The sequence below is a fragment of the Alterotamlana spongicola genome (assembly GCF_035818475.1).
In the GTDB taxonomy this organism is placed as follows: Bacteria; Bacteroidota; Bacteroidia; order Flavobacteriales; family Flavobacteriaceae; genus Cognatitamlana.
On sequence record NZ_JAYMGV010000001.1, the window covers coordinates 79,409 to 102,536 of the forward strand.

A 23,128-nucleotide genomic window follows, 5' to 3' on the forward strand; every position below is an offset into this window, starting at 1 on the left:
TTTATGGGGGGTCTTGATATTGTTTTCTACACATTTGTTGTTGTAGTTATTATTCAAGTTATATTTTACCTGTTCTTATTTAGTAGATTTGCTTTTCTTAAGCCTAAAAAAGCTATTCCAAAAAACATTCCGGTTTCAGTTATTATTTGCGCTAAAAATGAGGCAAGCAACTTAAAAACCTTTCTACCTTCAGTTATAGCTCAAAATTATCCTGAGTTTGAAATTGTTCTTATCAATGATGCGTCAAGCGATGACACATTAGATGTTATTCAAGAATTTTCTAAGGCTTATAAAAATATTAAGACCGTTGATGTTAAAAGTATTGAAGCATTTTGGGGAAATAAAAAATATGCTTTAACACTGGGTATAAAAGCAGCTAGTTATGACTATTTTCTATTTACCGATGCAGATTGCAAGCCACTCTCAAAGCATTGGATAAAAGAAATGAGCGCTCATTTTGATAATAAAAAATCTGTTGTTTTAGGTTATGGCGCCTACTCTAAAATTAAGCATTCATTTTTAAACAAACTGATTCGTTTTGAAACATTGGTAACAGCCGTAAATTATTTTTCTTTCGCTTTAGCAGGCAGTCCTTATATGGGCGTTGGTAGAAATCTGGCCTATACAAAAAAAGTGTTTTTTAAAGCTAACGGATTTATAAACCATATAAAGGTTAGGTCCGGAGATGATGACTTATTTGTGAATCAGGTTTCAACAAAAGAAAACACTGCAATAAGTATTTCAAAAAACAGTTTTACAATATCAAAACCAAAAACAACATTTAAAACCTGGTTTAGACAAAAAAGACGTCATATTTCAACCGCCAGGCACTATAGAACAACACATAAAATATTACTGACTTCTTTATACGTTTCAAATTTGTTTTTTTGGGTATTGCCAATAGTACTTTTTATTTACGTGTTCAATTGGCAAATAGTGTTGGGGTTATTTTTATTCCGAATTATATTACAATCTATTATTCTTGGTCAGTCTGCTAAAAAACTAAATGAAACTGACCTGTTGGTTTTTCTTCCTTTTTTAGAAATTTTTCTTATTCTACTACAATTAACTATCTTTATAAACAATCTTATTTCAAAACCTAACCATTGGAAATAAAGAAAGCTATTCTACTGGCAAAAGCAAACGACCAAAAAGCCTTTAATTATTTATTAGACACCTATTGGGATGCTGTATATGGTTTTCAGCTTAAACGTACTCAAAATGAAAATGATGCTGAAGATATTACCATTCAAACCTTCTCAAAAGCTTTTGACAGAATAGAAACTTTTGACGAGAAGTATACCTTTAAAACCTGGCTGATTTCCATTTCTAAAAATATTCATATTGATTTATTGAGAAAAGAAAAAAATTCCATTTCACAGGTAATATCGAAAGACGATCAAGAAGCTTTTCAGGTTTTAGATGAATCTCCTTCTCCGGAAGACAAACTCATTACAGAACAACATTTGGCAAAGCTATTACGTGATATTAAAAAACTAAAACCGCATTATCAGGAAATTATAAATTTAAGATATTTTCAAGAATTGAGTTATAAGGAAATTTCTCAGGAATTGGATGAGCCAATGAATAATGTCAAGGTTAAGCTATTACGCGCCAAAAAACTACTGGCCGAAATTATTAGAAAAAAGTAAATGATCAATAAGCTTAAAAACCTCGGGCCTGGTCTTTTATTTGCCGGAGCAGCCGTTGGAGTATCACACTTAGTGCAGTCAACACGAGCCGGAGCAGATTTTGGTATGGGGTTACTATGGGCCTTACTTTTAATAAATCTTTTTAAGTATCCGTTTTTTCAATTTGGTCCAAGATATACTACAGCTACCGGAGAAAGTTTATTGGAGGGTTATAAAAAATTAGGAAAAAGTGTTTTAGCTATATATTACATATTAAGCTTGGCTACCATGTTTACTATACAAACTGCAGTAACTATTGTTACTGCTGGTTTGGCAACCACTTTATTTGGAGACTTTATAAGTATTAAAGGCTGGACTATAATCATACTTTTCATTTGCTTGAGCCTACTAATATTTGGCAAATACAAACTGTTAGATCAATTAATGAAAGTTATTATTATTACCCTAACTGTAAGTACTATTATTGCCATAAGTGTTGCTCTTTTTAATACAGAGACTGCCTTGGTTTTTAAACAGGTCTTACCGCAAAACAGTATAGAAATAGCTTTTTTAATAGCCTTTATGGGATGGATGCCAGCCCCGTTAGATATAGCGGTATGGCAATCGTTATGGGTAATTGAAAAAAACAAAAACACTAAGAGCTATAATACAAAGTCGGCACTATTTGATTTTAATGTAGGCTATCTAAGCACCATTATTTTAGGTATTGGTTTTGTTCTTTTAGGAACTTTAGTTATGTTTAAAAGTGGAGAAACATTTAGTAATTCAGCAGATACTTTTGCCAGCCAATTAATTAACATGTACACTAGTAATCTGGGAGATTGGGCATATATCATCATTGGTGTAGCAGCTTTTACTACCATGTTTAGTACCACATTAACAACTCTGGACGCATCGCCCAGAGCCATGGCAAAAACAACACAACTGCTTTTCAAAAGAGCATCAAGATTAAATTACTCGTTTTGGATTGCTTTACTTACTTTGGGTACTATTTGTATATTTTTATTTTTAGCATCCGAAATGGGTTTTCTGATAAAAGTAGCGACTATACTATCATTTATAACCGCTCCTTTTTATGCTATAATAAATTATAAATTAATCTCAAGTAAACACACACCTAAAGCATGGCAACCCTCAAAATTCTTACATATTTTAAGCTTTACGGGTATTGCTTTTTTGATAGGCTTTAGCCTTTGGTATCTCACTACCCTATAAGATAATTTAAAAGAATACTTCGTATCTTTGCGAGCATATTTTAAAATTATGGATAGCAAAACTGCGTCAAATATATTACCTGAACGCCAGGCAAAACCTAAATGGCTTCGTGTAAAACTTCCAACCGGAAAAAAGTACACTGAATTAAGAGGTTTAGTGGACAAATATAAACTGAATACTATTTGTACTTCGGGAAGTTGCCCTAATATGGGAGAATGCTGGGGAGAAGGCACTGCAACCTTTATGATTTTAGGAAATATCTGTACGCGGTCATGTGGCTTTTGCGGTGTAAAAACGGGACGGCCAGAAACTGTTGACTGGGATGAACCTGAAAAAGTAGCACGTTCAATTAAAATTATGAATATTAAACACGCTGTTTTAACAAGTGTAGATCGTGATGACTTAAAAGATATGGGAAGTATTATGTGGTCTGAAACTGTTAAAGCTGTTAGAAGAATGAACCCAAATACGACACTTGAAACCCTAATTCCTGATTTTCAAGGTATTGAAAAGCATATCGACCGCATCATTAATGTATCGCCAGAAGTTGTATCCCACAATATTGAAACCGTTCGCCGTTTAACCCGTGAAGTTAGAATTCAAGCACAATATGACCGAAGTATGGGGGTTTTAAAATATTTAAAACAGCAAGGGCAACGAAGAACAAAATCGGGAATCATGCTTGGATTAGGTGAGACCAGAGAAGAAGTCATTCAAACACTTCATGACCTAAAAGCCAATGATGTAGACATAGTCACCATTGGCCAATACCTCCAACCCAGCAAAAAGCATTTACCAGTAAAACAGTTTATAACCCCTGATCAATTTAAAGAATTTGAAGATATTGGCTTAGAATTAGGGTTCCGTCATGTTGAAAGTAGTGCATTGGTAAGATCTTCTTACAAAGCCCAAAAACATATTAATTAGTTATGATTAATGTAGCTATCAATGGTTTTGGCAGGATAGGTCGACGTGTTTTTAGATTACTACAAGACTATGAAAACATTCAGGTTGTAGCTATTAATGATTTAGCTGATTCTAAAACCTTAGGCCATTTATTAAAATATGACAGTATCCATGGGGTTTTTAATGGCGACGTTTCTTCAGACGAAAATCATATTATAGTTAATGGTAATAAAATTCCATTATTAAACAAAAATCATCCTAAACTAATAAATTGGGAGTCTTTTAATGTTCATTCTGTAATTGAATCCACAGGAAAATTCAAAACAAAATCAGAATTAAGTTATCATTTAAAGCATGGTTCAGAACAAGTTATATTAAGTGTTCCTCCCATAGAAGATGATATAAAAACCATTGTTTTAGGAGTAAATGACCATATCATTGAAGGCACTGAGACTATAATTTCTAATGCATCATGTACCACAAATAATGCGGCGCCAATGATTGATATTATAGACAAACTCTGTGGCATTAATCAAGCCTATATTACAACTGTTCACTCCTATACTACAGACCAAAGTTTACATGATGAACCTCACAGGGACTTACGAAGGTCCAGAGCAGCTGGCCAATCTATAGTTCCAACCACAACCGGAGCAGCAAAAGCTTTAACCAAAATTTTCCCTAAGCTTTCAGATGTCATTGGAGGGTGTGGTATTAGAGTTCCGGTAATTAATGGTTCATTAACTGATATAACCTTCAATGTTAAAAAAGAAGTAACCATTGAAGCTATTAATAAAGCTTTTAAAGAAGCGTCTGAAAAAAAATATAAAGATATTATTGAATATACTGAAGACCCTATTGTTTCCATCGATATTGTAGGAAACACTCATTCGTGCGTTTTTGATTCGCAAATGACCTCTGTTATTGATAAAATGGTAAAAATAATAGGTTGGTATGATAATGAAACAGGATATTCGCAAAGAATAATTGATCTTTTGTGCAATTTGTCGATAAAAAAGAGTGTTTTATCGATAAAATAATTATATTTGTCGGTAATATTGATTAAAATGTCCCAATTAAAAAACTACATATACGTCATAGTTCTACTGTTAACCTTCGGGGTTTCAGCACAAAAATCTATAGATGAAGATCCGGAGATAGCTCAAAATAATATCAACTATCGCATTACGCAATCTCAGGAAGAACTGGAAAATTATAACTATTACAATGCCAATAAAAGCCTTGATGAAGCATTAGGTTTGGCTGAAAAAGTAAATAATAAAAAAAGTATTGGCCTTATTTATGCTTTAAAAGGCAGATTGCAACTCATAATTGATGAAGAAGACAAAGCAATAAAATCTTTAAACAAAGCCATTGAAGTTCAAAGAATTATAAATGATAACATAAACCTTGGGACTTCCTATAAGATATTTGGAGATGTTTATTTGGCTAAAAAGGATTATTATTCTGCCTTAGACTCATATAGAGCGGCAAAATCTAAGTTTGGAGAAGAAGAACTTAATGAGCAATTAGCTGAAACGCTATTAAAAGAAGGTAAAACGTATATTGAATTAAAAAATTACAATAAGGCAAGAGATGTTATAGAACAGTCATTAGCCATTGCAAAAAAATATGATTACCTCAACATACAAAGTGAAGCGTTAATCAATCACTCTATTGTTTACAATAAATTAGGAAATAATGAAAAAGCCGTATCCTCTGGTATTGAAGGTTTAAGAATAGCTGAAGATAACAAGTTTAATAATATACTTAATCAGGGCTATTTAATAATTAGTGAGTTATATAACAACACCGGTAATTATAAATTATCAAGAAATTTTTTAAAGAAACACTTAAAGCTTTCTGATTCTATTAGAAGTATAACCAAATTTCATTCCCCAAAAGATCAAGAAACTCAATACTTGCTTAATGAAGAGATTGAAAAGAACAATGAAATTGTTGAAAAATTAGAACAAGCCGAAGATGATAAAAATATGGGTACCTTAATTTCAATATTAAGTGTAGCCTTGATTACTATATTATCACTGTTAACCTTGTCTTTATATAAAAACAATAATATTAGACTAAAAACCAATAATATGCTCCACAAAAAAAATGGAGAACTTATTATTGCCAAGGAAAAAGCAGAATTAGCATCAAAGACCAAAGCTAATTTCTTATCTACAGTAACGCATGAATTAAGAACTCCTCTTTATGCTGTTACAGGATTAAGTAATATGCTTTTGGACGAAAACCCTAAACCAGAACAAATACAGCATTTAAAGTCTCTTAAATTTTCTGGTGACTACCTTTTAACATTTATCAACGACATTCTTCAAATAAACAAAATTGAAGCTAATAAAGTAGATATTGAGCCAGAGTCATTTAACCTCAAGAAGAAAATAAATAATATTATTTTAGCTTTAAACAATTCTGCTCAGGATAATAATGTTAAAATCCATTTTGAATATGATAAAAACTTACCTGAGAACTTTATAGCTGATCAATTAAAAATTTCTCAAATACTTATCAACCTGATAGGAAACTCCATTAAATTTACTAAGGATGGAGACATTTGGATACGTGTATATAAAATTGAAGAAGCAGGAAAAATACACACCTTACGCTTTGAAGTAGAAGACAATGGTATTGGTATTAGCCAGGAAAAACAAGATCATATGTTTGAAAGTTTTTCCCAGGGTTCTATTCAAATCAATCGTAAATACGGCGGTACAGGTTTAGGATTATCTATTGTAAAAGGTTTAATAGATATTTTAAAAGGAAAAATATATGTGAAAAGTGAATTAGAAAAAGGAACCACGTTCTATTTTGAAATTCCTCTTGAACATACTACGGTTGAAGAAGCAAAAGAAAAGAAAGTCAATTATTTTGATGGTAATGCAGAAGATTTAGATCTTACTAAAGTTAAAATATTAGTGGTTGAAGACAATAAGATCAACCAAATGATTACCAAAAAGATTCTTACCAAAATGGAGCTTAAATGCGACATAGTTGACAATGGAGAAGATGCCGTTGATATGATTAAAGCCAATGATTATAACATCATTTTAATGGATATTCACATGCCTGGAATTAGTGGTATTGAAGCAACAAAGATTGTGAGATCTTTTGATAAAGAGCTTACTATATTTGCACTAACCGCAGTTACCATTGAAGATAAAATGCACGAGTTTGAAGAAGCCGGTTTTACAGATATTATTCCTAAACCGTTTAAACAGGAAGAGTTTGAGAAAAAACTTTATAACGCATTAGCTTCTAAAAATGATACTTCTAACAGCGCTTAATAAAATCTTTAATACGTGCATTAAACTTTGAGCTGTCATTGATCACTACTGTAATTGGTAAGTAAAAAAGTTTCCCTTTTAGAGATTCAAATTGCTTCAACCGCATAAAATCTTTTTCAGTTGTAATTATCAATTCTTTTTTATTGAGGATTTTTATATCCTCAGCAGAAAAATTATGATGATCTTTAAAATTTAAATGCTCAAAACTTAACTTTCTTTCTTTTAAAAAATTCAACAAAGGTGTTGCGTTGGCAATACCTGTTACCAAAGTAAAACGATTCAAATCATTAAGGGTTTGAGTTTTATTGTCCGATAATAGTTTATCAGCATATTTTATAGAACTAAAAAACACCTCCTGGTAAGGTTTTGGATCAATTTGTTTTATAATTTCTGCTTTTTCAGTAGCTCCAAGATTTTCAGGACATTTTGTTATAACAATAAGGTTTGCCCGTTTTGCACCGCTTCTAGGCTCTCTTAAATTCCCTGTTGGTAAAACAATATCATTAAAATAAGGGTTGGTATATGTGGTCAGTAAAATATTAAACCCTGCTTTAACTTTACGGTGCTGATAAGCATCATCCAATAAAATAACTTCCGGATTAGAACTTTGTAATTTTTTAATTCCATTCTGCCTATCAGAATCAACAGCAACCAAAACATCGCTTTTAAACTTACTAAAAAACTGAAAGGGTTCGTCTCCTAAAGAATCGGCATTAGAACTTTCATTAGCCAACTGAAACCCTTTTGTCTTTCTTTTATATCCCCTGCTTAAAGTAGCCACTTTATAGTTCGCTCTCAAAACATCTATTAAACACTCAATCATGGGGGTTTTTCCAGTACCACCAACACTTAGGTTTCCAACGCAAATCACCGGAAAATTATACGCCTTTGATCTTTTTAACCCAAAATCATACAATTTGTTTCTTAACCAGGTCACTATATAATAAATAGGGACTACAGGTAATAATATTTTTCTCAATAGCTGCATTTAAGCAAAATCAATTTATATCATTATATATTCAGCTTGAAATATAATTATTATATCATAGTAATAATACAAGACCGCTAAAAAATAATTGATTCCTTGTGAAAGTAATTATTTTATCTTTGAATATAAATACAAATACTATGATTGTACAAGATGTAATAGATCATTTAGAAGTGCTTGCGCCATTAGCTTATGCCGAGGATTTTGACAATGTAGGCCTTTTGGTTGGAAGCAAAAAACAAAATGTAACAGGCGTTTTGGTAACTTTAGATACCTTAGAAGCTGTAGTAGATGAAGCCATTTCTAAAAATTGTAATCTTATTGTTAGTTTTCACCCCATCATTTTTAAAGGCCTAAAAAAACTTACTGGTAAAAGCTATGTAGAGCGTGTAGTTATGAAAGCTATTAAACATGATATTGCCATTTATAGTATGCATACAGCATTGGATAACGCTTTACAAGGTGTAAATCATATGATTTGTAGTCAACTGGAATTAACAAATAAACGTATTTTAATTCCACAAAGCGAAACCATAAAAAAACTAACTACTTATGCTCCCCAAAAAGAAGCTGAAGATTTGAGAATAGCATTATTTGCTGCAGGTGCCGGTAGTATTGGAAATTATAACGACTGTAGCTTTAATGTAGATGGCGTTGGCACATTTAACGGCAATGAAGCTTCCAATCCCACTAAAGGAAAAAAAGGATCAATACACAAAGAAGCAGAAACAAAAATCACAGTAACTTTTTCAAAACACTTAGAAACTAATATTCTCCAAGCTTTATTTAAAAATCATTCTTATGAAGAAGTAGCGTATGAAGTAACTACCATTGAAAATAAAAACCAAAATATTGGTATGGGAATGATAGGGGAATTAACAAAATCTATGGATGAATCAAGTTTTCTAAATTATGTAAAAAACAAAATGAAAACGGACTGTATCAGGCATACTTCATTTTTAAATAAAAAAATAAAAAAAGTAGCGGTATTAGGAGGCTCAGGAAGTTTTGCCATTAATGCAGCAAAAGCTGCCGGTGCTGATGTTTTTATTACGGCTGACTTAAAATATCATGACTTTTTCACTGCCGAAGACAGCATTCTTTTAGCAGATATTGGACACTATGAAAGTGAACAATTCACAAAAAATCTTTTAGTAGCTTATCTTACAAAAAAAATCACTAATTTTGCAATCATTTTATCAAAGACAAATACCAATCCTGTTAAGTATTTTTAAAGTATGGCTAAAAAGAAAGAAGTAACTGTAGAAGAGCGCTTAAGAGCTTTATACGATTTACAACTCATAGACTCTCGTATAGATGAAATAAAAAATGTTCGTGGTGAACTTCCTTTAGAAGTTCGTGATTTAGAAGATGAAGTTGCCGGATTAAACATAAGATTAGAAAAACTCGTTGCTAAATTAGAAGTAATTGATAACGATATTGCCGGAAAGAAAAATTTGATTGAAGAGTCAAAAGCATTAATGAAAAAATATGCTGAGCAACAAAAAAATGTTAGAAATAACAGAGAATATAATTCTTTGACCAAAGAAATTGAATTTCAAGAATTAGAAATTGAATTAGCTGAAAAGCATATTAAAGAATTTAAAGCTCAAATTGAGCAGAAAAAAGAAGTGATTTCTGAAACTAAAGACCGTTTAAAAGAACGTGAAAGTCACTTAAAACATAAAAAAGGAGAGCTTGATGATATTTTAGCTGAGACTGAAAAAGAAGAACAAGCTTTATTGCAAAAATCAGAGGAATACAAACAACAAATAGAAGAACGTTTAGTTTCTGCTTATACAAGAATAAGAACTAATGTTAAAAACGGCTTGGCTGTTGTTCCAATTGAAAGAGGCGCTTCAGGAGGTTCATTCTTCACCATTCCACCACAAGTACAGGTGGAAATTGCTTCTCGTAAAAAAGTTATTACTGATGAGCATAGTGGAAGAATTTTGGTTGACGCTGTATTAGCAGAAGAGCAAAAAGCAAAAATGGAAAAAATGTTTTCTAAACTATAAACCCATTTTTAAAACGAATAAAAAAGCCTTCAGAAAACTGAAGGCTTTTTTATTATAAAATTTTCGCCCCTTATTATTAAGGTTTTGTACTTTTATTCGTCTATTGAAAAAAGAAAACAAAACACAATGAAACATATACTCCCTTTATTAGTCCTGGCCTTATTTTTTAGCTGCCATAATTCTGCACAATCAAATAAAAAACAAAATGCTATTGTACAGGCTAAGCCTGTTGAGGTTCCATTAAAAAATGGCAAAGCCAAAGCCTATTTTGCCAGTGGTTGTTTTTGGTGTGTTGAAGCTATTTACGAAAGCGTAAAGGGTGTTGAGGAGTCAATTTCAGGGTATTCAGGTGGACATACAGAACATCCAACCTATGCTACTAGTAATACCGGCAGAACAGGTCACGCCGAAGCTGTAGAAATTATTTATGACCCCAAAATAGTTAGTTTTGAGACCCTGGTGGATGTTTATTTTGCATCACAAAATGTAACTCAGGTTAATGGCCAGGGGAATGATATAGGCCCTCAATATCGCTCAATAATATTCTACCAGAATGACAAGCAAAAAGAAATCATTTTAAAGAAAAAAGAAGCTCTTGCTAAAAAATTGGATGTAAAGATAGCTGCAGAAGTGTATCCGTTTCAAAAATTTTGGATCGCAGAAGAATACCATCAGAATTATGAAAAGCTTCATCCTAACAACAGCTACATAAGAAATGTATCCATACCAAGGTTAAACAGGTTTAAGGCTAAATTTCCAAAAGACTTATTAAAAGATAATCATTAAAAAGCTTACCCTTTTAAAAACAATTTCTTCTTACAACTTGGTTGCCTTTAAGGTAAAAATTAAAGGGTATAATTTATCCTTTGTTACAAACATGCCTGAATTGGTTTCCTCCAAGTCAGGCAAAACATCATAGGGGCTTTCATCATATTCTTTTAAATATTCAATATGCAGACCGGCTTCGGTAAGCGCCGTAATCACCTCCCCTAAACCGTGATTCCAGGCATATTCCTTACTTATCATTTTTGAATTTTGATTGGCATAAGTACCTTCATATTCTTCATAAATAACCTCATCTTGCATATACCCATATTTCATAACCGGTGTATTATTCAAATAATCAAACATCCAAACAATAGGGTGAAATTCAGCCATAAAAAATGTACCATCTTTTTTTAATCTATCTGCAATCATTTTTCCCCAGGGTTTTAAATCTGGCAACCAGCCAATCACACCGTAACTGGTAAAGACTATATCAAATTGATTTTTTACATATTCAGAAGTATCTAAAACATTACAACAAACAAATTCAGCGTCCAGCCCAAGCTCTTTATTTAATGACTTAGCCAGATTTACACCTTCATCACTTATATCTACACCCACACACTTAGCCCCCATCCTGCTCCAACTCAATGTGTCCTGTCCAAAATGACATTGTAAGTGCAATAACGATTTACCTTTTACATCAGCTAAAGCTTCTAGTTCATAAGGCATTAGTGAAGATTTTCCTTTTTTAAAACCTTCAATATTATACATAGCACTTTTAGCATGAACTTTAACCTTGTTATTCCAGGTTACTTTATTTACTTTGAAATAAGTTTTGTTTGTAGACATCTATAGATCGTATCTTGTAATAGACCTCTAAATTATAAAAAATACAATTTACATGCTATTTGTGATTATATGGTTATAAAGTTTTTGTGTAATTTTAGACAAAAACCACCCTTATGCAAAAACCTAAAACTAAGTATCTACCCGTATTATTTTTATTGTTGTTTATAACAACTTATGCTCAAAAAAATGCAACTTCAAAGAGTCAAGACCTTACATCTGGCTTGAACTTCAGAAGTATTGGGCCTGCATTAACCTCAGGTAGAATTGCAGATATAGCCATACACCCAAAAAACGAAAATGTACGGTATGTTGCCGTTGGTTCTGGTGGAGTCTGGAAAACCACAAATTCTGGTACTACATGGAAACCTATTTTTGATGATCAAACCAGTTATTCTATAGGCTGTATAACTATTGATCCAAATAATTCACATACTATTTGGGTAGGTACCGGGGAAAATGTAGGTGGCAGACATGTTGGGTTTGGTGACGGTATTTATGTAAGTTATGATGATGGCGAAACATGGAAAAATATGGGGCTTAAACATTCTGAGCATATTTCTAAAATAATAATTCACCCAGAGGATTCAAATATAATTTGGGTAGCCGCTCAAGGTCCTCTTTGGAGTAAGGGCGGTCAACGTGGGTTATACAAAACAATAGATGGTGGAAAAACATGGAAGAAAACCTTAGGGGATAACGAATGGACAGGAGCAACAGATATAGTTATTGATCCTACAAACCCAAACCTTTTATATGCTGCTACCTGGCAACGGCATAGAACCGTAGCTGCATATATGGGTGGAGGTCCCGGATCTGGTATTTATAAAAGTACTGATGGCGGAGATACCTGGGTAAAATTAACTAAAGGCATACCCGAATCTAATTTAGGTAAAATTGGTTTAGCCATATCTCCTTTTAATTCGGAGATTATTTATGCTGCTATTGAACTAGACAGAAGAAAAGGCGGATTATTCATGTCTGTTAATAAAGGGAATTCATGGACTAAACAATCAAATGCTATTTCAGGAGGAACAGGCCCGCATTATTATCAGGAATTATACGCTTCTCCCCATCATGATGGCAAACTATTCTTAATGAGCAATACTGTTCAAATATCTGACAATCATGGTAAAACCTTTTATAACATGAATGAAAAAGCAAAGCATGTAGATAGTCATGCTTTAGCGTTTAAAAAATCAGATCCTAATTATTTATTATTTGGCACAGACGGTGGCCTGTATGAATCCTTTGACTTAACAAAATCATGGAAGTATATTCGAAATCTTCCCGTTACCCAATATTACAAAGTGGCGGTAGATGATTCTTATCCCTTTTATAAAATTTACGGAGGCACACAAGATAATGGCTCGCATGGAGGCCCCTCCAGAACAACTAAAAAAGAAGGCATTGTAAATTCTGATTGGTGGATTACTCTTACTGCCGATGGGCACCAGTCAGCTACCGAGCCCGGTAATCCTGATATTACCTACGGTGAATTTCAGGAAGGTGAATTATGGCGTATAGATCAAACTACCGGCGAAACCGTTTATATTCAACCACAAGCCAAAGAGGGAGAACCTTTTGAACGATTTAATTGGGATGCTCCTATATTAATAAGTCCTCATAATCCAAAACGACTATATTTTGCTTCTCAGCGTGTATGGCGGTCAGATAATCGTGGAGATTCCTGGAGTACAGTATCCAAAGACCTTACCCGTAATCAGGTTAGATTAGCACAGCCTATCATGGGACAGCAACAAAGCTGGGATAATGCCTGGGATGTATTAGCAATGTCAAATTACAATACCATCACTTCATTAGCCGAATCACCAAAACAAGAAGGCCTATTATATGCCGGTACAGATGATGGTATCATACAAATAACTGAAAATGGTGGTGAAACATGGAGAAAAATTGAGGTTGGCTCTATAAAAGGAATTCCTGCCACAGCATTTGTGAACGATTTACGAGCTGACTTATTCGATGCTAATATTGTTTATGCTGTACTTGATAATCATAAATATGGCGACTTTAAACCCTATGTGATCAAAAGTATAGATAAAGGAAAAACCTGGTCTTCAATGCAAGGAAATCTTCCTGACAGATTAATTACATGGCGGCTTGTTCAAGATCATATTAATAGGAATTTATTTTTCATTGCTACAGAATATGGAGTATATTTTACAATTGACAATGGCAAAAAATGGATTAAATTAACTCAAGGCATACCTACAATTGCCATTAGAGATATTACTATTCAACGCAGAGAAAGTGATTTAGTAGCTGCTTCATTTGGCAGAGGCTTTTTTATATTTGATGACATTGAGGCTATTAGGCATTTTAATACAGCTATGTCTTCATCTGAAAGTATCCTATTCAATATTAAACCGGCATATTGGTATATAGAAAAAGGGGAAATTCATGCGCAGGGTAACGATAAATACAAAGCCCCTAACCCACCATTTGGCGCTGTATTTACTTATTATTTGCCTGAAAAGATAAAATCTCTAAAAGAACAACGTAAAGATTCTGAAAAGGAAGTGATAAAAACCAACAAGAGTATACCATTTCCTGGCTGGAACGCTTTAAATACCGAAGAATTACAACAAAGTCCAAGCATAATATTAACAATAAGAGATGCAAATAATAACGTGATAAACACGCTTAAAGGCTCAAACAAAAAAGGCTTTAATCGTATAAGTTGGAATCTTGAGGTAGCTGATAAAAGCGGGGAAGCATTGAAGCCTCCTAAACCAACAGAGCAGTATTTTAATTTTAGCATTATGGCTACTCCCGGAGATTATACTGTTGCTTTATCTAAACTGGTAGATGGTGAATTAACCGATTTAACCCAACCAAAATCATTCAAGGTTATTCCATTAAGAAAAGGAGCTTTAGAAGGCGCGTCTTACGAAGATATTATAGCTTTTAGAGAAGCCTTTCAACAATTCCAGCAAGACTTAAAATCTACCAATGTAGTTTTATCCAAAGCCCTTTTAAAAGTTGAAGCTATGAAACGTGCACTGGCTAAAGCAAAAAAGCCTTCTAATGCTTTATCTAAAGAGTTACATAACCAGAGAGAAGCACTTTTAAAATTACATCAATCATTAAAAGGCAGTAAGGCAAAGCATGAAATTGGAGAAAAAAATGACCCTGCCCCTAATAATGTTAATTTTATGGCCAAGGCTGCATTAGGATCATCAACCTATGGACCAACTCAATTGCACAAAGCAACATTAAACACAGCTAATAAAAGATTAATTAAAATAAAATCTGATTTAAAAAAAATGGTAGATTCAAAAATTCCTGATCTAGAGAACAAACTAAAAGCCGTCGGTGCACCATGGACAGAAGGTATGGGCCTTGACTAATAAATTATTTTTTTATTAAGCCGTAATTAAAGCATCTAACCTACGACTTATTACGTATATAAAGTATAAATAGTTTTTTCCGCATTTGCGTCTATATATATTAAAGCGCTTAAATCATTGGTTTAAGCGCTTTGTCATTTTTGTATTAATCCTTAAATTCAGATTTCACATGAGATCCGTCACAATAGGGTTTATTGTCTGAGGCCCCGCATCTACAAAATGCAGTTGTTTTATTTTTAGTTTCGGAAATACCATCCTTATTAACCACTTTGAGTGTGCCATAAACTAATAAAGGACCGTTTTCCAAGACTTCAACTTTAGTTTCCAAAACTTCAGTCGTTTTATCGCCCTCTGCATTCATGTAAAAACTTAACGCACCCGAAGGGCAATGCTTTACCTGATTGATTAATGCTTCTGTTTCTGCCTTATCAATATTTATCCATGGTCTTTCCTTGGGACGAAACACATTTGGAAGTCCCTTTACGCAAATTGCAGAATGAATACAGGCCTCAGCCTTCCACACAATAGTAACCTCTCCATTTGTATATTCTTTTACCCTGGCCATAATGTATTGTTTTTCTTAAATATACGAAAAAAACAATGGATATCAATCTTCCTTTTTTGCTTCCATTTCTTAAGTTTTAATTCTTATTTTTGTTAGAAACCCAAAACAAAAATATCTTGTCCAACTACAAATCAGGCCTTGAATATGCTTTAGAGCAAGATCAAAACGACGAATTACAATCTTATAGGAATCGATTTTATATTCCAAAAGACCAAAATGGGAGTGATTGTATTTATATGACAGGTAACTCACTTGGCCTTCAGCCAAAACAGACATCTGCTTATGTTAATCAGGAATTGGAAGATTGGGCAAACCTGGGTGTTGAAGGACATTTTGAAGCAAAAACCCCATGGATGCCATATCATGAGTATCTAGCCAAAAGTATGGCTGAAGTAGTAGGTGCAAAACCCATTGAAGTTGTGGTCATGAATACTTTGACTGCCAACCTGCATTTTATGATGGTATCTTTTTACAAGCCCACAAAAACACGCTATAAAATACTTATTGAAAGTGATGCTTTTCCTTCAGATAAATATGCTGTTGAATCTCAGTTACGCCATCATGGGTTTGATGATAAAGAAGGGCTTATTTTATGGGAGCCCAGAAACGGTGAGGAACTGCTACGCTATGAAGATCTTGAAGCTATTTTAGATGAGCAAGGAAACCAAATTGCCCTGATCATGATTGGAGGTATTAACTATTACACGGGACAATTTTTTGATTTAAAACGTATCACCCAACTAGGGCACCAGTATGGTTGTACTGTTGGTTTTGATTGTGCACACGGGGCCGGTAATGTAGCACTCAATCTTCATGACTCGGGTGCCGATTTTGCTGTTTGGTGTACTTATAAATATTTAAACTCTGGACCGGGAAGTTTAGCAGGATGTTTTGTTCATGAAAGACATGCTTATAATAAAGACCTGAATCGGTTTACCGGCTGGTGGAGTCATAATAAAGACACCAGGTTTAATATGCGTTATGAATTTGACCAATTACCGGGTGCTGAAGGCTGGCAATTGAGTAATCCGCCAATATTGTCTATGGCAGCAGTTAAAGCTTCATTAGACATGTTTAGTGAAGTTGGTATAGATATGCTTATTGCAAAATCGAAGAAACTAACCGGATATTTTGAATTTTTACTGAAAGGTTTGGGTGAAGAAAAAATCAGAATCATTACACCCAGCAATCCCGATGAACGCGGTTGCCAGTTATCCATTCAAGTGAAGCATGCCAATAAAACACTCCATAATAAATTAACAGAAACCGGAGTCATTAGTGATTGGAGAGAACCGGATGTAATACGATGTGCCCCGGTACCATTTTATAATTCTTTTGAAGATGTTTATAAATTGGTAGAACGTTTGAAAACCATATTAAATTGACCTATTATATGGCATATTCCAGAGGGTTTGTAATTATAAGACAAAATAAACAGATTAAATAAAATAAATGAAATCCTAAAACGAGTTAAGGCTAACAAAAATGGCACATAAAAAACAAAACATACTAATCATTGGTGCAGGCCTTTGTGGTAGTCTCTTGGCACTTCGGTTAGGGCAAAGAGGTTACAACGTCAATGTTTATGAAAAACGCCCCGATTTACGGAAAGTAAATATCAGCGCAGGACGTTCCATAAACCTGGCTTTTTCTAACCGTGGTAATAAAGCTATGAAGTTGGTTGGCATGGAAGATAAAGTAAAAGCACTTTGTATTCCAATGAATGGCCGTATGATCCATGATGAGCATGGTAATACATTTCAATCTAATTATAGTGGCAGAGCTCATGAGCATATTAATTCTATTTCACGGGGAGCATTGAACGCACTGTTACTTGATGAAGCAGAAAAGCATGAAAATGTCAATATCTATTTCAACAAAAAATGTAAGTCTGTAAACTTTGTAAAAACTACAGCCCTATTTAAAGACTATAACTCTAAAACCGAGTTTATTGAAGATGCTGACCTTATTATTGCTACAGACGGTGCCGGATCTGCCATGAGAAAAAGTTATTATTTAGGCAAAAAATTCCTCTTTAGCTTTTCACAGGACTATTTAACTCATGGCTATAAAGAACTCAGTATCCTACCGAATGAAAATGGTAGTTACAAGGCTTATAAAAATGCGCTTCACATTTGGCCTCGTGGTAGTTTTATGCTAATTGCTTTGCCTAATTTGGATGGTAGTTTTACCGTAACACTTTTTTTAAGTTATAATGAAGGCAAATACAACTTTAACAATCTCACTAATGAAGCTATTGTTCTGGAATTCTTTAAAGAAGCATTTCCTGATGCTTTAGCTATAATGCCAAACCTCTTAGATGACTTTTTTAAAAACCCAACATCACCATTGGGAACTATTAAATGTTCCCCATGGCATTACAAGGGTAACACCCTGTTAATGGGGGATTCTGCACATGCCATTGTACCATTTTACGGCCAAGGCATGAATGCTTCTTTTGAAGATGTTGTTACGTTTGATCAGGTATTAGACCAAAACCTGGATAATTGGGAGGATATCTTTAAAACTTACGAAAAGAATCGTAAAAAGAACACTGATGCTATAGCTGATTTAGCTATTGATAATTTTCATGAAATGAAAGATCATGTAGCCAATCCTATTTTTCAGGAAAAACGTAAATTGGAAATGGCTCTGGAAAAAGCCTTCCCGGATGAATATGCATCAAAATATTCATTAGTCACCTTTAATGAGCATATTTCTTATAATGAAGCTATGCTAAAAGGAAGAGCCCAGGATAAGGCGATACTGAATATGCTTTCTGATCAAGATATTTCAATGACACCAGATATGACAAAAGAAGACTTAAAAATAATTTTAAATAAAGTAATACAAGAAACCGAAACTGTTCTTGAAGATGATAGAATTGCAGGATTGCATTAAAGTTGTTGTTAGTTTTAACAAAGAAAGAAAACATGAATAATAAAGTAACCCCCAGAGGCGCATACCCACATACAAAGCGGGCCGGAGATTTTATATTTGTATCAGGAACCAGCTCTCGCCGTCCTGATAATACCATAGCCGGAGTAGACAATATTGACACTATGGGTACTAAATATTTAAACATTGAAGTCCAAACACGAGAGGTCCTTAAAAATATTGAAAAGAACTTAGCTAAAGAAGGTGCCGCCTTAAAAGATATTGTAGATATTACCACTTTTTTAGTAAATATGAATGACTTTGCAGGCTACAACAAAGCATATGCTGAGTTTTTTGATATTGAAACCGGACCAACCAGAACAACAGTTGCTGTGCATCAGTTACCGCACCCGGATTTAGTTGTGGAAATTAAGGTTGTTGCATATAAAAAGCTTAATGTTTAAGCCCATGCTAACTATTAAAAACTTTATAAACGGTGAATTTGAAAACCCCATTTCAAATGATTGGATAGATAATTATTGCCCGGCAAATGGCGAAATTTACGGACAAACACCTAATTCATCAAAAGCAGATATAGAACAAGCATACCAGGCCGCTAAAAAGGCCTTTCCTAATTGGTCACAAACCACTTTAGAAGAGCGGAGTAAAATCCTTATTAGGATTTCAGAACTACTTGAGGCTAATTTGCAATACTTTGCTGAAGCTGAAAGTAAAGATAATGGTAAACCTATTCATCTGGCTAAATCTGTTGATATCCCCAGAGCGGCAAGTAACTTCCGGTTTTTTGGCAATGCCATTACACAATTTTCCAGCGAAAGTCATGAAACTGTTGGTAAAGATGCCCTAAATTTCACATTACGTCAACCTATCGGTGTAGTGGGTTGCATATCACCATGGAATCTACCACTTTATCTATTTACCTGGAAAATTGCACCAGCTATTGCAGCAGGTAATTGCGTTATTGCCAAACCTAGTGAAATTACCCCTGTTACAGCTTTCTTATTAGGAGATATCTGCTTACAAGCAGGTTTACCCAATGGGGTTTTAAACATTGTTCATGGCTTAGGGAATTCTACAGGCCAAGCCATCATAGAGCACCCTGATATTAAAGCCATTTCATTTACCGGAGGCACAAAAACGGGAGTAAATATAGCTAGGGTTGCTGCTCCTATGTTTAAGAAATTATCCTTAGAATTGGGTGGTAAAAATCCTAACATCATTTTTGCAGATTGTGATTATGATGATATGTTAGAAACCACCGTACGCTCATCATTTGCTAACCAGGGACAGATTTGTTTATGTGGAAGCAGAATATTTATTGAAGCTTCTATTTATGATACATTTAAAAATGATTTTGTTAAAAAAGTTAAGGCATTAAAAGTGGGGCATCCCTCAAATTCTAAAACTGATATCGGTGCTTTGGTCTCAAAAGGACATCTTGAGAAAGTAAAAAGCTATGTTAATATAGCAGAAAATGAAGGGGAGCGAATTATTTGTGGCGGAAAAACAGTATCTATTGAGGACTATAAAAATGGCTATTATTTTGAGCCCACAGTTATTGAAGTACCCAATAATGAATGCAGACTTAACCAGGAAGAAATTTTTGGACCGGTTGTAACTATAATGCCTTTTAATACAGAAGAAGAGGTACTGCAAATGGCTAATGATGTAAAATATGGCTTATCTGCTACTTTATGGACTAATAGCTTAAAACGAACTATGCATATGACCACTAATATTCAAGCTGGTATTATTTGGGTAAACACGTGGATGTTAAGAGATCTGAGAACCCCTTTTGGAGGTATAAAAGCCAGTGGTATAGGTCGTGAAGGTGGATTTGAAGCTTTTCGCTTTTTTACGGAAACCAAGAATGTATGTATAAAATATTAACCATGAGCATAGAAAAAAGAATGCAAACTAAACTTGTATCTTTTTTTCTTTTATATTAATGTCCTTTAATCACAAACAAATATGAACTTAAACCTAAATAACAAAAATGCCTTAGTATGTGGCAGCACACAAGGTATAGGAAGAGCAACCGCCATGGCATTAGCTGCTGAGGGTGTGAATGTAACCCTTGTTGCCAGAAACAGAGAAAAACTAAAAGCCGTTTTAGCGGAATTACCTCAACATAGAAATCACAGTTATATTGTTGCTGATTTTTCTAATCCCAGAGATTTACAAGAGCAAGTCATCAAATTTATTGAAAAAGAACATGGCTTTCATATTTTAGTAAATAATACCGGAGGGCCAAGAAGCGGTGCTATTTTATCGGCAAGTTTAGATGAGTTTGAAAAGGCCTTTACACAACATATTAAATGCAATCATATTTTAGCTCAGGCCACTATTCCATTTATGAAAAAAGTTGGATTCGGCAGAATAATAAACGTTATTTCTACCTCGGTTAAAGAACCTATTCCCGGACTTGGTGTAAGCAATACCATTAGAGGGGCTGTTGGTAATTGGAGTAAAACACTCTCTATCGAACTTGGTGCTTTTGGAATAACCGTAAACAATGTATTACCAGGATTTACAGATACTGAACGGTTAACCGAAATTATAAAGATTAAAGCCTCAGCTGAAGACACTTCTATTGAAAAAATGACAGAGATAATGAAAAATTATACCCCTGCAAAACGTTTTGCTCAACCAGAAGAAACCGCTAGTGTCATTACATTTTTAGCTAGTGAACCTGCGGCCTATGTGAACGGAATTAACATTCCTGTTGATGGTGGTAGAACAAAAAGTTTGTAACTTTAAACTTAGAATAATTGCGTGAAGGATTGAGGTATTGTTGGAGCTCTTTTTATTTTAGTTTTGTTATGCCTGTATAAGCAGCAATGTTAAAAAATATAAAAGCGACTACCGAAAGCCTGACCCGAACAAATTCAGGGCACGCCCAAAATTTAGAACATATGAGCAAATTAGTTTCTCCTTTAAATTTTAAAGACTGGATTAATGAAAACAGGCATCTTTTAAAACCACCAGTTGGTAATAAGTGTGTTTGGAAAGACGGAGAATTTATTGTTATGGTAGTTGGCGGACCTAATAACAGAAAGGATTACCATTATAATGAAACACCTGAATTTTTCTATCAGGTTGAAGGCAATATGGTACTCAAAATAATAATAGATGGTAAACCTGAAGATGTTCATATTAAAGAGGGAGACATTTACTTATTGCCCGCCAAAGTGCCACATTCACCGCAACGTGTAGCTAATACAGTTGGGTTGGTTGTAGAATATCCAAGATCTAAAAAAATGAAGGATGCTTTGGAATGGTATTGCGAAAACTGCAATAATTTATTATACAGAAAAAAGTTTAAACTTAACGATATTGAAACAGATATGCCTAAAATTTTTGATAAGTATTATGGCAGCGACAAAAAGCGTACTTGTAAAAAATGTGGCACTAAAATGGAACCTCCAAAAAAAGTTTAAAAACATCCTATGAAACGTAAACTTAGAATAAACGGTCATTCTCATTTACTCCCTTACCCGGAGGAAATACCTGATTTTATGCAAGAAAAAGGTATTTTTTGGGTGGATAAAGATAGGAAATTTATGCTTCAAAAAGATTGGAGCAGGCCAGTAACAGATTCCAGCTTTTTCCTTGTTGAAAAACTGGAATGGATGGAACGTAACAAAATAGACCATGCGGTTGTTTTGAACTTATCACAATTATACGGCAATGGTTTACGTGTTGAAGAAATGAAAAAGGCACTTAGATTCCAAAATGATTTTAATGCCCAAGTTCAGCATGATCATCCAAGTAAATTTACATGTGGTTTTGTAGTTCACCCCGGGTTTTTAAGAAGTGCATGTTGGGAAATTGAACGCTGTGTTGAAACACATGGTATGCAATTACTATGTTTACCAACACACTATATGGATACCATTGGTACCTGGCGCTGTATTTTTGATGAAGAAAACGAACCTCTTTTTGAACTGGCAAATAAATACAATTTAGCTGTTGAAATTCACCCATACGACGGAGAAAAATTTATTAAGCTAGAAAATACGTCATGGCGGTTTCATTTAATATGGATGCTGGCTCAATGTGCGGATGCCTATCACTTTTTAACTTTGAATGGTTACCAGGAAAAGTACCCTAATATGCGTACTTGTTTTGCTCATGGCGGGCAATTAGCTCAAATTAATTTAGGAAGACGGATTCAGGGTTTTGATGGCAGGCCGGATTTATTTGAAGGCAAACACCATCCGAGAAAAGCTGTTGGGCATAAAAACATTTTCTTTGACACTTTAGTTCATGATACCGGTGGTCTAGAATTATTGATCAAAAATCATGGATCAAAACAAGTCATTATGGGGCTAGACGACCCGTATCCGCTTGGGGAAATGGAAAGTGAAAAACAATCTTCTTACCCTGGTAAGATTTTAGATTTGGCTATTGAAAATAAGATTATTGATCAAAATGAATATGATGCCATTTGGGAAGGTAATGTAGTGCAATGGTTATGTGGTGATGATAAAGCTTCTAGAGATAAATTAATGAGTAGAATTTTAAACTAGTTAACTCGTACCCTTACAAGCCCAATTGAGAGGCATAACTTTTTATTTATAATTAAAAGAG

General features: G+C 34.0%; 20 protein-coding genes. 17 read left to right on the forward strand and 3 right to left on the reverse strand.

What is annotated here, in order from left to right:
- The first annotated feature begins 3 nt into the window (after positions 1 to 3).
- Genes VOI54_RS00380 through VOI54_RS00405 form a run of 6 tightly spaced genes read left to right on the forward strand, consistent with a single transcriptional unit; the run spans position 4 to position 7,078 of the window.
- Positions 4 to 1,116, forward strand: coding sequence for a glycosyltransferase (locus tag VOI54_RS00380; RefSeq protein ID WP_326280718.1), 1,113 nt, complete (start codon positions 4 to 6; stop codon positions 1,114 to 1,116).
- On the forward strand, positions 1,107 to 1,652 hold the full coding sequence (locus tag VOI54_RS00385) for an RNA polymerase sigma factor (protein WP_326280719.1): 546 nt from the start codon (positions 1,107 to 1,109) through the stop codon (positions 1,650 to 1,652). Before VOI54_RS00380 ends, VOI54_RS00385 begins: the two co-directional genes overlap by 10 nt.
- Positions 1,653 to 2,867, forward strand: coding sequence for an Nramp family divalent metal transporter (locus VOI54_RS00390; protein ID WP_326280720.1), 1,215 nt, complete (start codon positions 1,653 to 1,655; stop codon positions 2,865 to 2,867).
- Between the two features lie 48 nt (positions 2,868 to 2,915).
- On the forward strand, positions 2,916 to 3,794 hold the full coding sequence (gene lipA, locus VOI54_RS00395; protein WP_326280721.1) for a lipoyl synthase: 879 nt from the start codon (positions 2,916 to 2,918) through the stop codon (positions 3,792 to 3,794).
- Positions 3,795 to 3,796: 2 nt separating this feature from the next.
- Complete coding sequence (gap, locus tag VOI54_RS00400) at positions 3,797 to 4,813, forward strand: type I glyceraldehyde-3-phosphate dehydrogenase (RefSeq protein ID WP_326280722.1); 1,017 nt, start codon at positions 3,797 to 3,799, stop codon at positions 4,811 to 4,813.
- A gap of 27 nt (positions 4,814 to 4,840) precedes the next feature.
- On the forward strand, positions 4,841 to 7,078 hold the full coding sequence (locus VOI54_RS00405; RefSeq protein WP_326280723.1) for an ATP-binding protein: 2,238 nt from the start codon (positions 4,841 to 4,843) through the stop codon (positions 7,076 to 7,078).
- On the opposite strand, the gene lpxK is transcribed toward VOI54_RS00405, so the two are convergent.
- Entirely contained in the window at positions 7,065 to 8,066 is a 1,002-nt protein-coding gene (gene lpxK / locus VOI54_RS00410) for a tetraacyldisaccharide 4'-kinase (RefSeq protein ID WP_326280724.1), read from the reverse strand. The genes VOI54_RS00405 and lpxK overlap by 14 nt on opposite strands.
- A 140-nt stretch (positions 8,067 to 8,206) precedes the next feature.
- Between lpxK and VOI54_RS00415 the strand changes: the two genes are divergently transcribed.
- The 3 genes from VOI54_RS00415 (at position 8,207) to msrA (ending at position 10,870) form a co-directional block, all read left to right on the forward strand.
- Positions 8,207 to 9,301, forward strand: coding sequence for a Nif3-like dinuclear metal center hexameric protein (locus VOI54_RS00415; protein ID WP_326280725.1), 1,095 nt, complete (start codon positions 8,207 to 8,209; stop codon positions 9,299 to 9,301).
- A 3-nt stretch (positions 9,302 to 9,304) separates the two neighbouring features.
- Positions 9,305 to 10,084, forward strand: a complete 780-nt coding sequence (locus VOI54_RS00420) for a zinc ribbon domain-containing protein (RefSeq protein ID WP_326280726.1) — start codon at positions 9,305 to 9,307, stop codon at positions 10,082 to 10,084.
- 126 nt (positions 10,085 to 10,210) lie between these two features.
- Complete coding sequence (msrA, locus tag VOI54_RS00425; protein WP_326280727.1) at positions 10,211 to 10,870, forward strand: peptide-methionine (S)-S-oxide reductase MsrA; 660 nt, start codon at positions 10,211 to 10,213, stop codon at positions 10,868 to 10,870.
- Positions 10,871 to 10,900: 30 nt separating this feature from the next.
- Here msrA and VOI54_RS00430 read toward each other — a convergent pair whose 3' ends face one another.
- Entirely contained in the window at positions 10,901 to 11,701 is an 801-nt protein-coding gene (locus VOI54_RS00430) for a class I SAM-dependent methyltransferase (protein ID WP_326280728.1), read from the reverse strand.
- Positions 11,702 to 11,814: 113 nt separating this feature from the next.
- Between VOI54_RS00430 and VOI54_RS00435 the strand changes: the two genes are divergently transcribed.
- Positions 11,815 to 15,072 carry a WD40/YVTN/BNR-like repeat-containing protein gene (locus VOI54_RS00435; RefSeq protein ID WP_326280729.1) on the forward strand — a complete coding sequence of 1,086 codons (3,258 nt, stop codon included), beginning with the start codon at positions 11,815 to 11,817 and terminating at the stop codon, positions 15,070 to 15,072.
- A gap of 145 nt (positions 15,073 to 15,217) precedes the next feature.
- Here VOI54_RS00435 and VOI54_RS00440 read toward each other — a convergent pair whose 3' ends face one another.
- Complete coding sequence (locus VOI54_RS00440) at positions 15,218 to 15,637, reverse strand: (4Fe-4S)-binding protein (protein WP_326280730.1); 420 nt, start codon at positions 15,635 to 15,637, stop codon at positions 15,218 to 15,220.
- A gap of 116 nt (positions 15,638 to 15,753) precedes the next feature.
- Here VOI54_RS00440 and kynU point away from each other — a divergent pair, with 116 nt between their 5' ends.
- From kynU to VOI54_RS00475, 7 genes are all read left to right on the forward strand, one after another.
- Positions 15,754 to 17,022, forward strand: coding sequence for a kynureninase (gene kynU, locus VOI54_RS00445; protein WP_326280731.1), 1,269 nt, complete (start codon positions 15,754 to 15,756; stop codon positions 17,020 to 17,022).
- Positions 17,023 to 17,122: 100 nt separating this feature from the next.
- Positions 17,123 to 18,538: an FAD-dependent oxidoreductase gene (locus tag VOI54_RS00450; RefSeq protein WP_326280732.1), complete on the forward strand. Its 1,416-nt coding sequence runs from the start codon at positions 17,123 to 17,125 to the stop codon at positions 18,536 to 18,538.
- A 32-nt stretch (positions 18,539 to 18,570) separates the two neighbouring features.
- The gene (locus VOI54_RS00455) at positions 18,571 to 18,978 is read left to right on the forward strand and encodes a RidA family protein (RefSeq protein ID WP_326280733.1); all 408 of its coding nucleotides are present in this window, start codon (positions 18,571 to 18,573) and stop codon (positions 18,976 to 18,978) included.
- 4 nt (positions 18,979 to 18,982) lie between these two features.
- On the forward strand, positions 18,983 to 20,425 hold the full coding sequence (locus tag VOI54_RS00460) for an aldehyde dehydrogenase (RefSeq protein ID WP_326280734.1): 1,443 nt from the start codon (positions 18,983 to 18,985) through the stop codon (positions 20,423 to 20,425).
- A gap of 81 nt (positions 20,426 to 20,506) precedes the next feature.
- On the forward strand, positions 20,507 to 21,289 hold the full coding sequence (locus tag VOI54_RS00465) for an SDR family oxidoreductase (RefSeq protein ID WP_326280735.1): 783 nt from the start codon (positions 20,507 to 20,509) through the stop codon (positions 21,287 to 21,289).
- A 161-nt stretch (positions 21,290 to 21,450) separates the two neighbouring features.
- Complete coding sequence (locus VOI54_RS00470) at positions 21,451 to 21,975, forward strand: 3-hydroxyanthranilate 3,4-dioxygenase (RefSeq protein ID WP_326280736.1); 525 nt, start codon at positions 21,451 to 21,453, stop codon at positions 21,973 to 21,975.
- A gap of 9 nt (positions 21,976 to 21,984) precedes the next feature.
- Positions 21,985 to 23,067, forward strand: coding sequence for an amidohydrolase family protein (locus VOI54_RS00475; protein ID WP_326280737.1), 1,083 nt, complete (start codon positions 21,985 to 21,987; stop codon positions 23,065 to 23,067).
- Positions 23,068 to 23,128 lie beyond the last annotated feature (61 nt).

Bases quoted from the DNA above. Each gene is read 5' to 3' on its own strand.
- lpxK (WP_326280724.1), bottom strand. From the start codon at position 8,066: ATGCAGCTATTGAGAAAAATATTATTACCTGTAGTCCCTATTTATTAT.
- VOI54_RS00460 (WP_326280734.1), top strand. From the start codon at position 18,983: ATGCTAACTATTAAAAACTTTATAAACGGTGAATTTGAAAACCCCATT.
- VOI54_RS00435 (WP_326280729.1), top strand. From the start codon at position 11,815: ATGCAAAAACCTAAAACTAAGTATCTACCCGTATTATTTTTATTGTTG.
- VOI54_RS00440 (WP_326280730.1), bottom strand. From the start codon at position 15,637: ATGGCCAGGGTAAAAGAATATACAAATGGAGAGGTTACTATTGTGTGG.
- VOI54_RS00430 (WP_326280728.1), bottom strand. From the start codon at position 11,701: ATGTCTACAAACAAAACTTATTTCAAAGTAAATAAAGTAACCTGGAAT.
- VOI54_RS00450 (WP_326280732.1), top strand. From the start codon at position 17,123: ATGGCACATAAAAAACAAAACATACTAATCATTGGTGCAGGCCTTTGT.
- VOI54_RS00380 (WP_326280718.1), top strand. From the start codon at position 4: ATGGGGGGTCTTGATATTGTTTTCTACACATTTGTTGTTGTAGTTATT.
- VOI54_RS00455 (WP_326280733.1), top strand. From the start codon at position 18,571: ATGAATAATAAAGTAACCCCCAGAGGCGCATACCCACATACAAAGCGG.
- VOI54_RS00420 (WP_326280726.1), top strand. From the start codon at position 9,305: ATGGCTAAAAAGAAAGAAGTAACTGTAGAAGAGCGCTTAAGAGCTTTA.
- gap (WP_326280722.1), top strand. From the start codon at position 3,797: ATGATTAATGTAGCTATCAATGGTTTTGGCAGGATAGGTCGACGTGTT.
- lipA (WP_326280721.1), top strand. From the start codon at position 2,916: ATGGATAGCAAAACTGCGTCAAATATATTACCTGAACGCCAGGCAAAA.
- VOI54_RS00390 (WP_326280720.1), top strand. From the start codon at position 1,653: ATGATCAATAAGCTTAAAAACCTCGGGCCTGGTCTTTTATTTGCCGGA.
- VOI54_RS00465 (WP_326280735.1), top strand. From the start codon at position 20,507: ATGAACTTAAACCTAAATAACAAAAATGCCTTAGTATGTGGCAGCACA.
- VOI54_RS00470 (WP_326280736.1), top strand. From the start codon at position 21,451: ATGAGCAAATTAGTTTCTCCTTTAAATTTTAAAGACTGGATTAATGAA.
- VOI54_RS00415 (WP_326280725.1), top strand. From the start codon at position 8,207: ATGATTGTACAAGATGTAATAGATCATTTAGAAGTGCTTGCGCCATTA.
- VOI54_RS00405 (WP_326280723.1), top strand. From the start codon at position 4,841: ATGTCCCAATTAAAAAACTACATATACGTCATAGTTCTACTGTTAACC.
- VOI54_RS00475 (WP_326280737.1), top strand. From the start codon at position 21,985: ATGAAACGTAAACTTAGAATAAACGGTCATTCTCATTTACTCCCTTAC.
- msrA (WP_326280727.1), top strand. From the start codon at position 10,211: ATGAAACATATACTCCCTTTATTAGTCCTGGCCTTATTTTTTAGCTGC.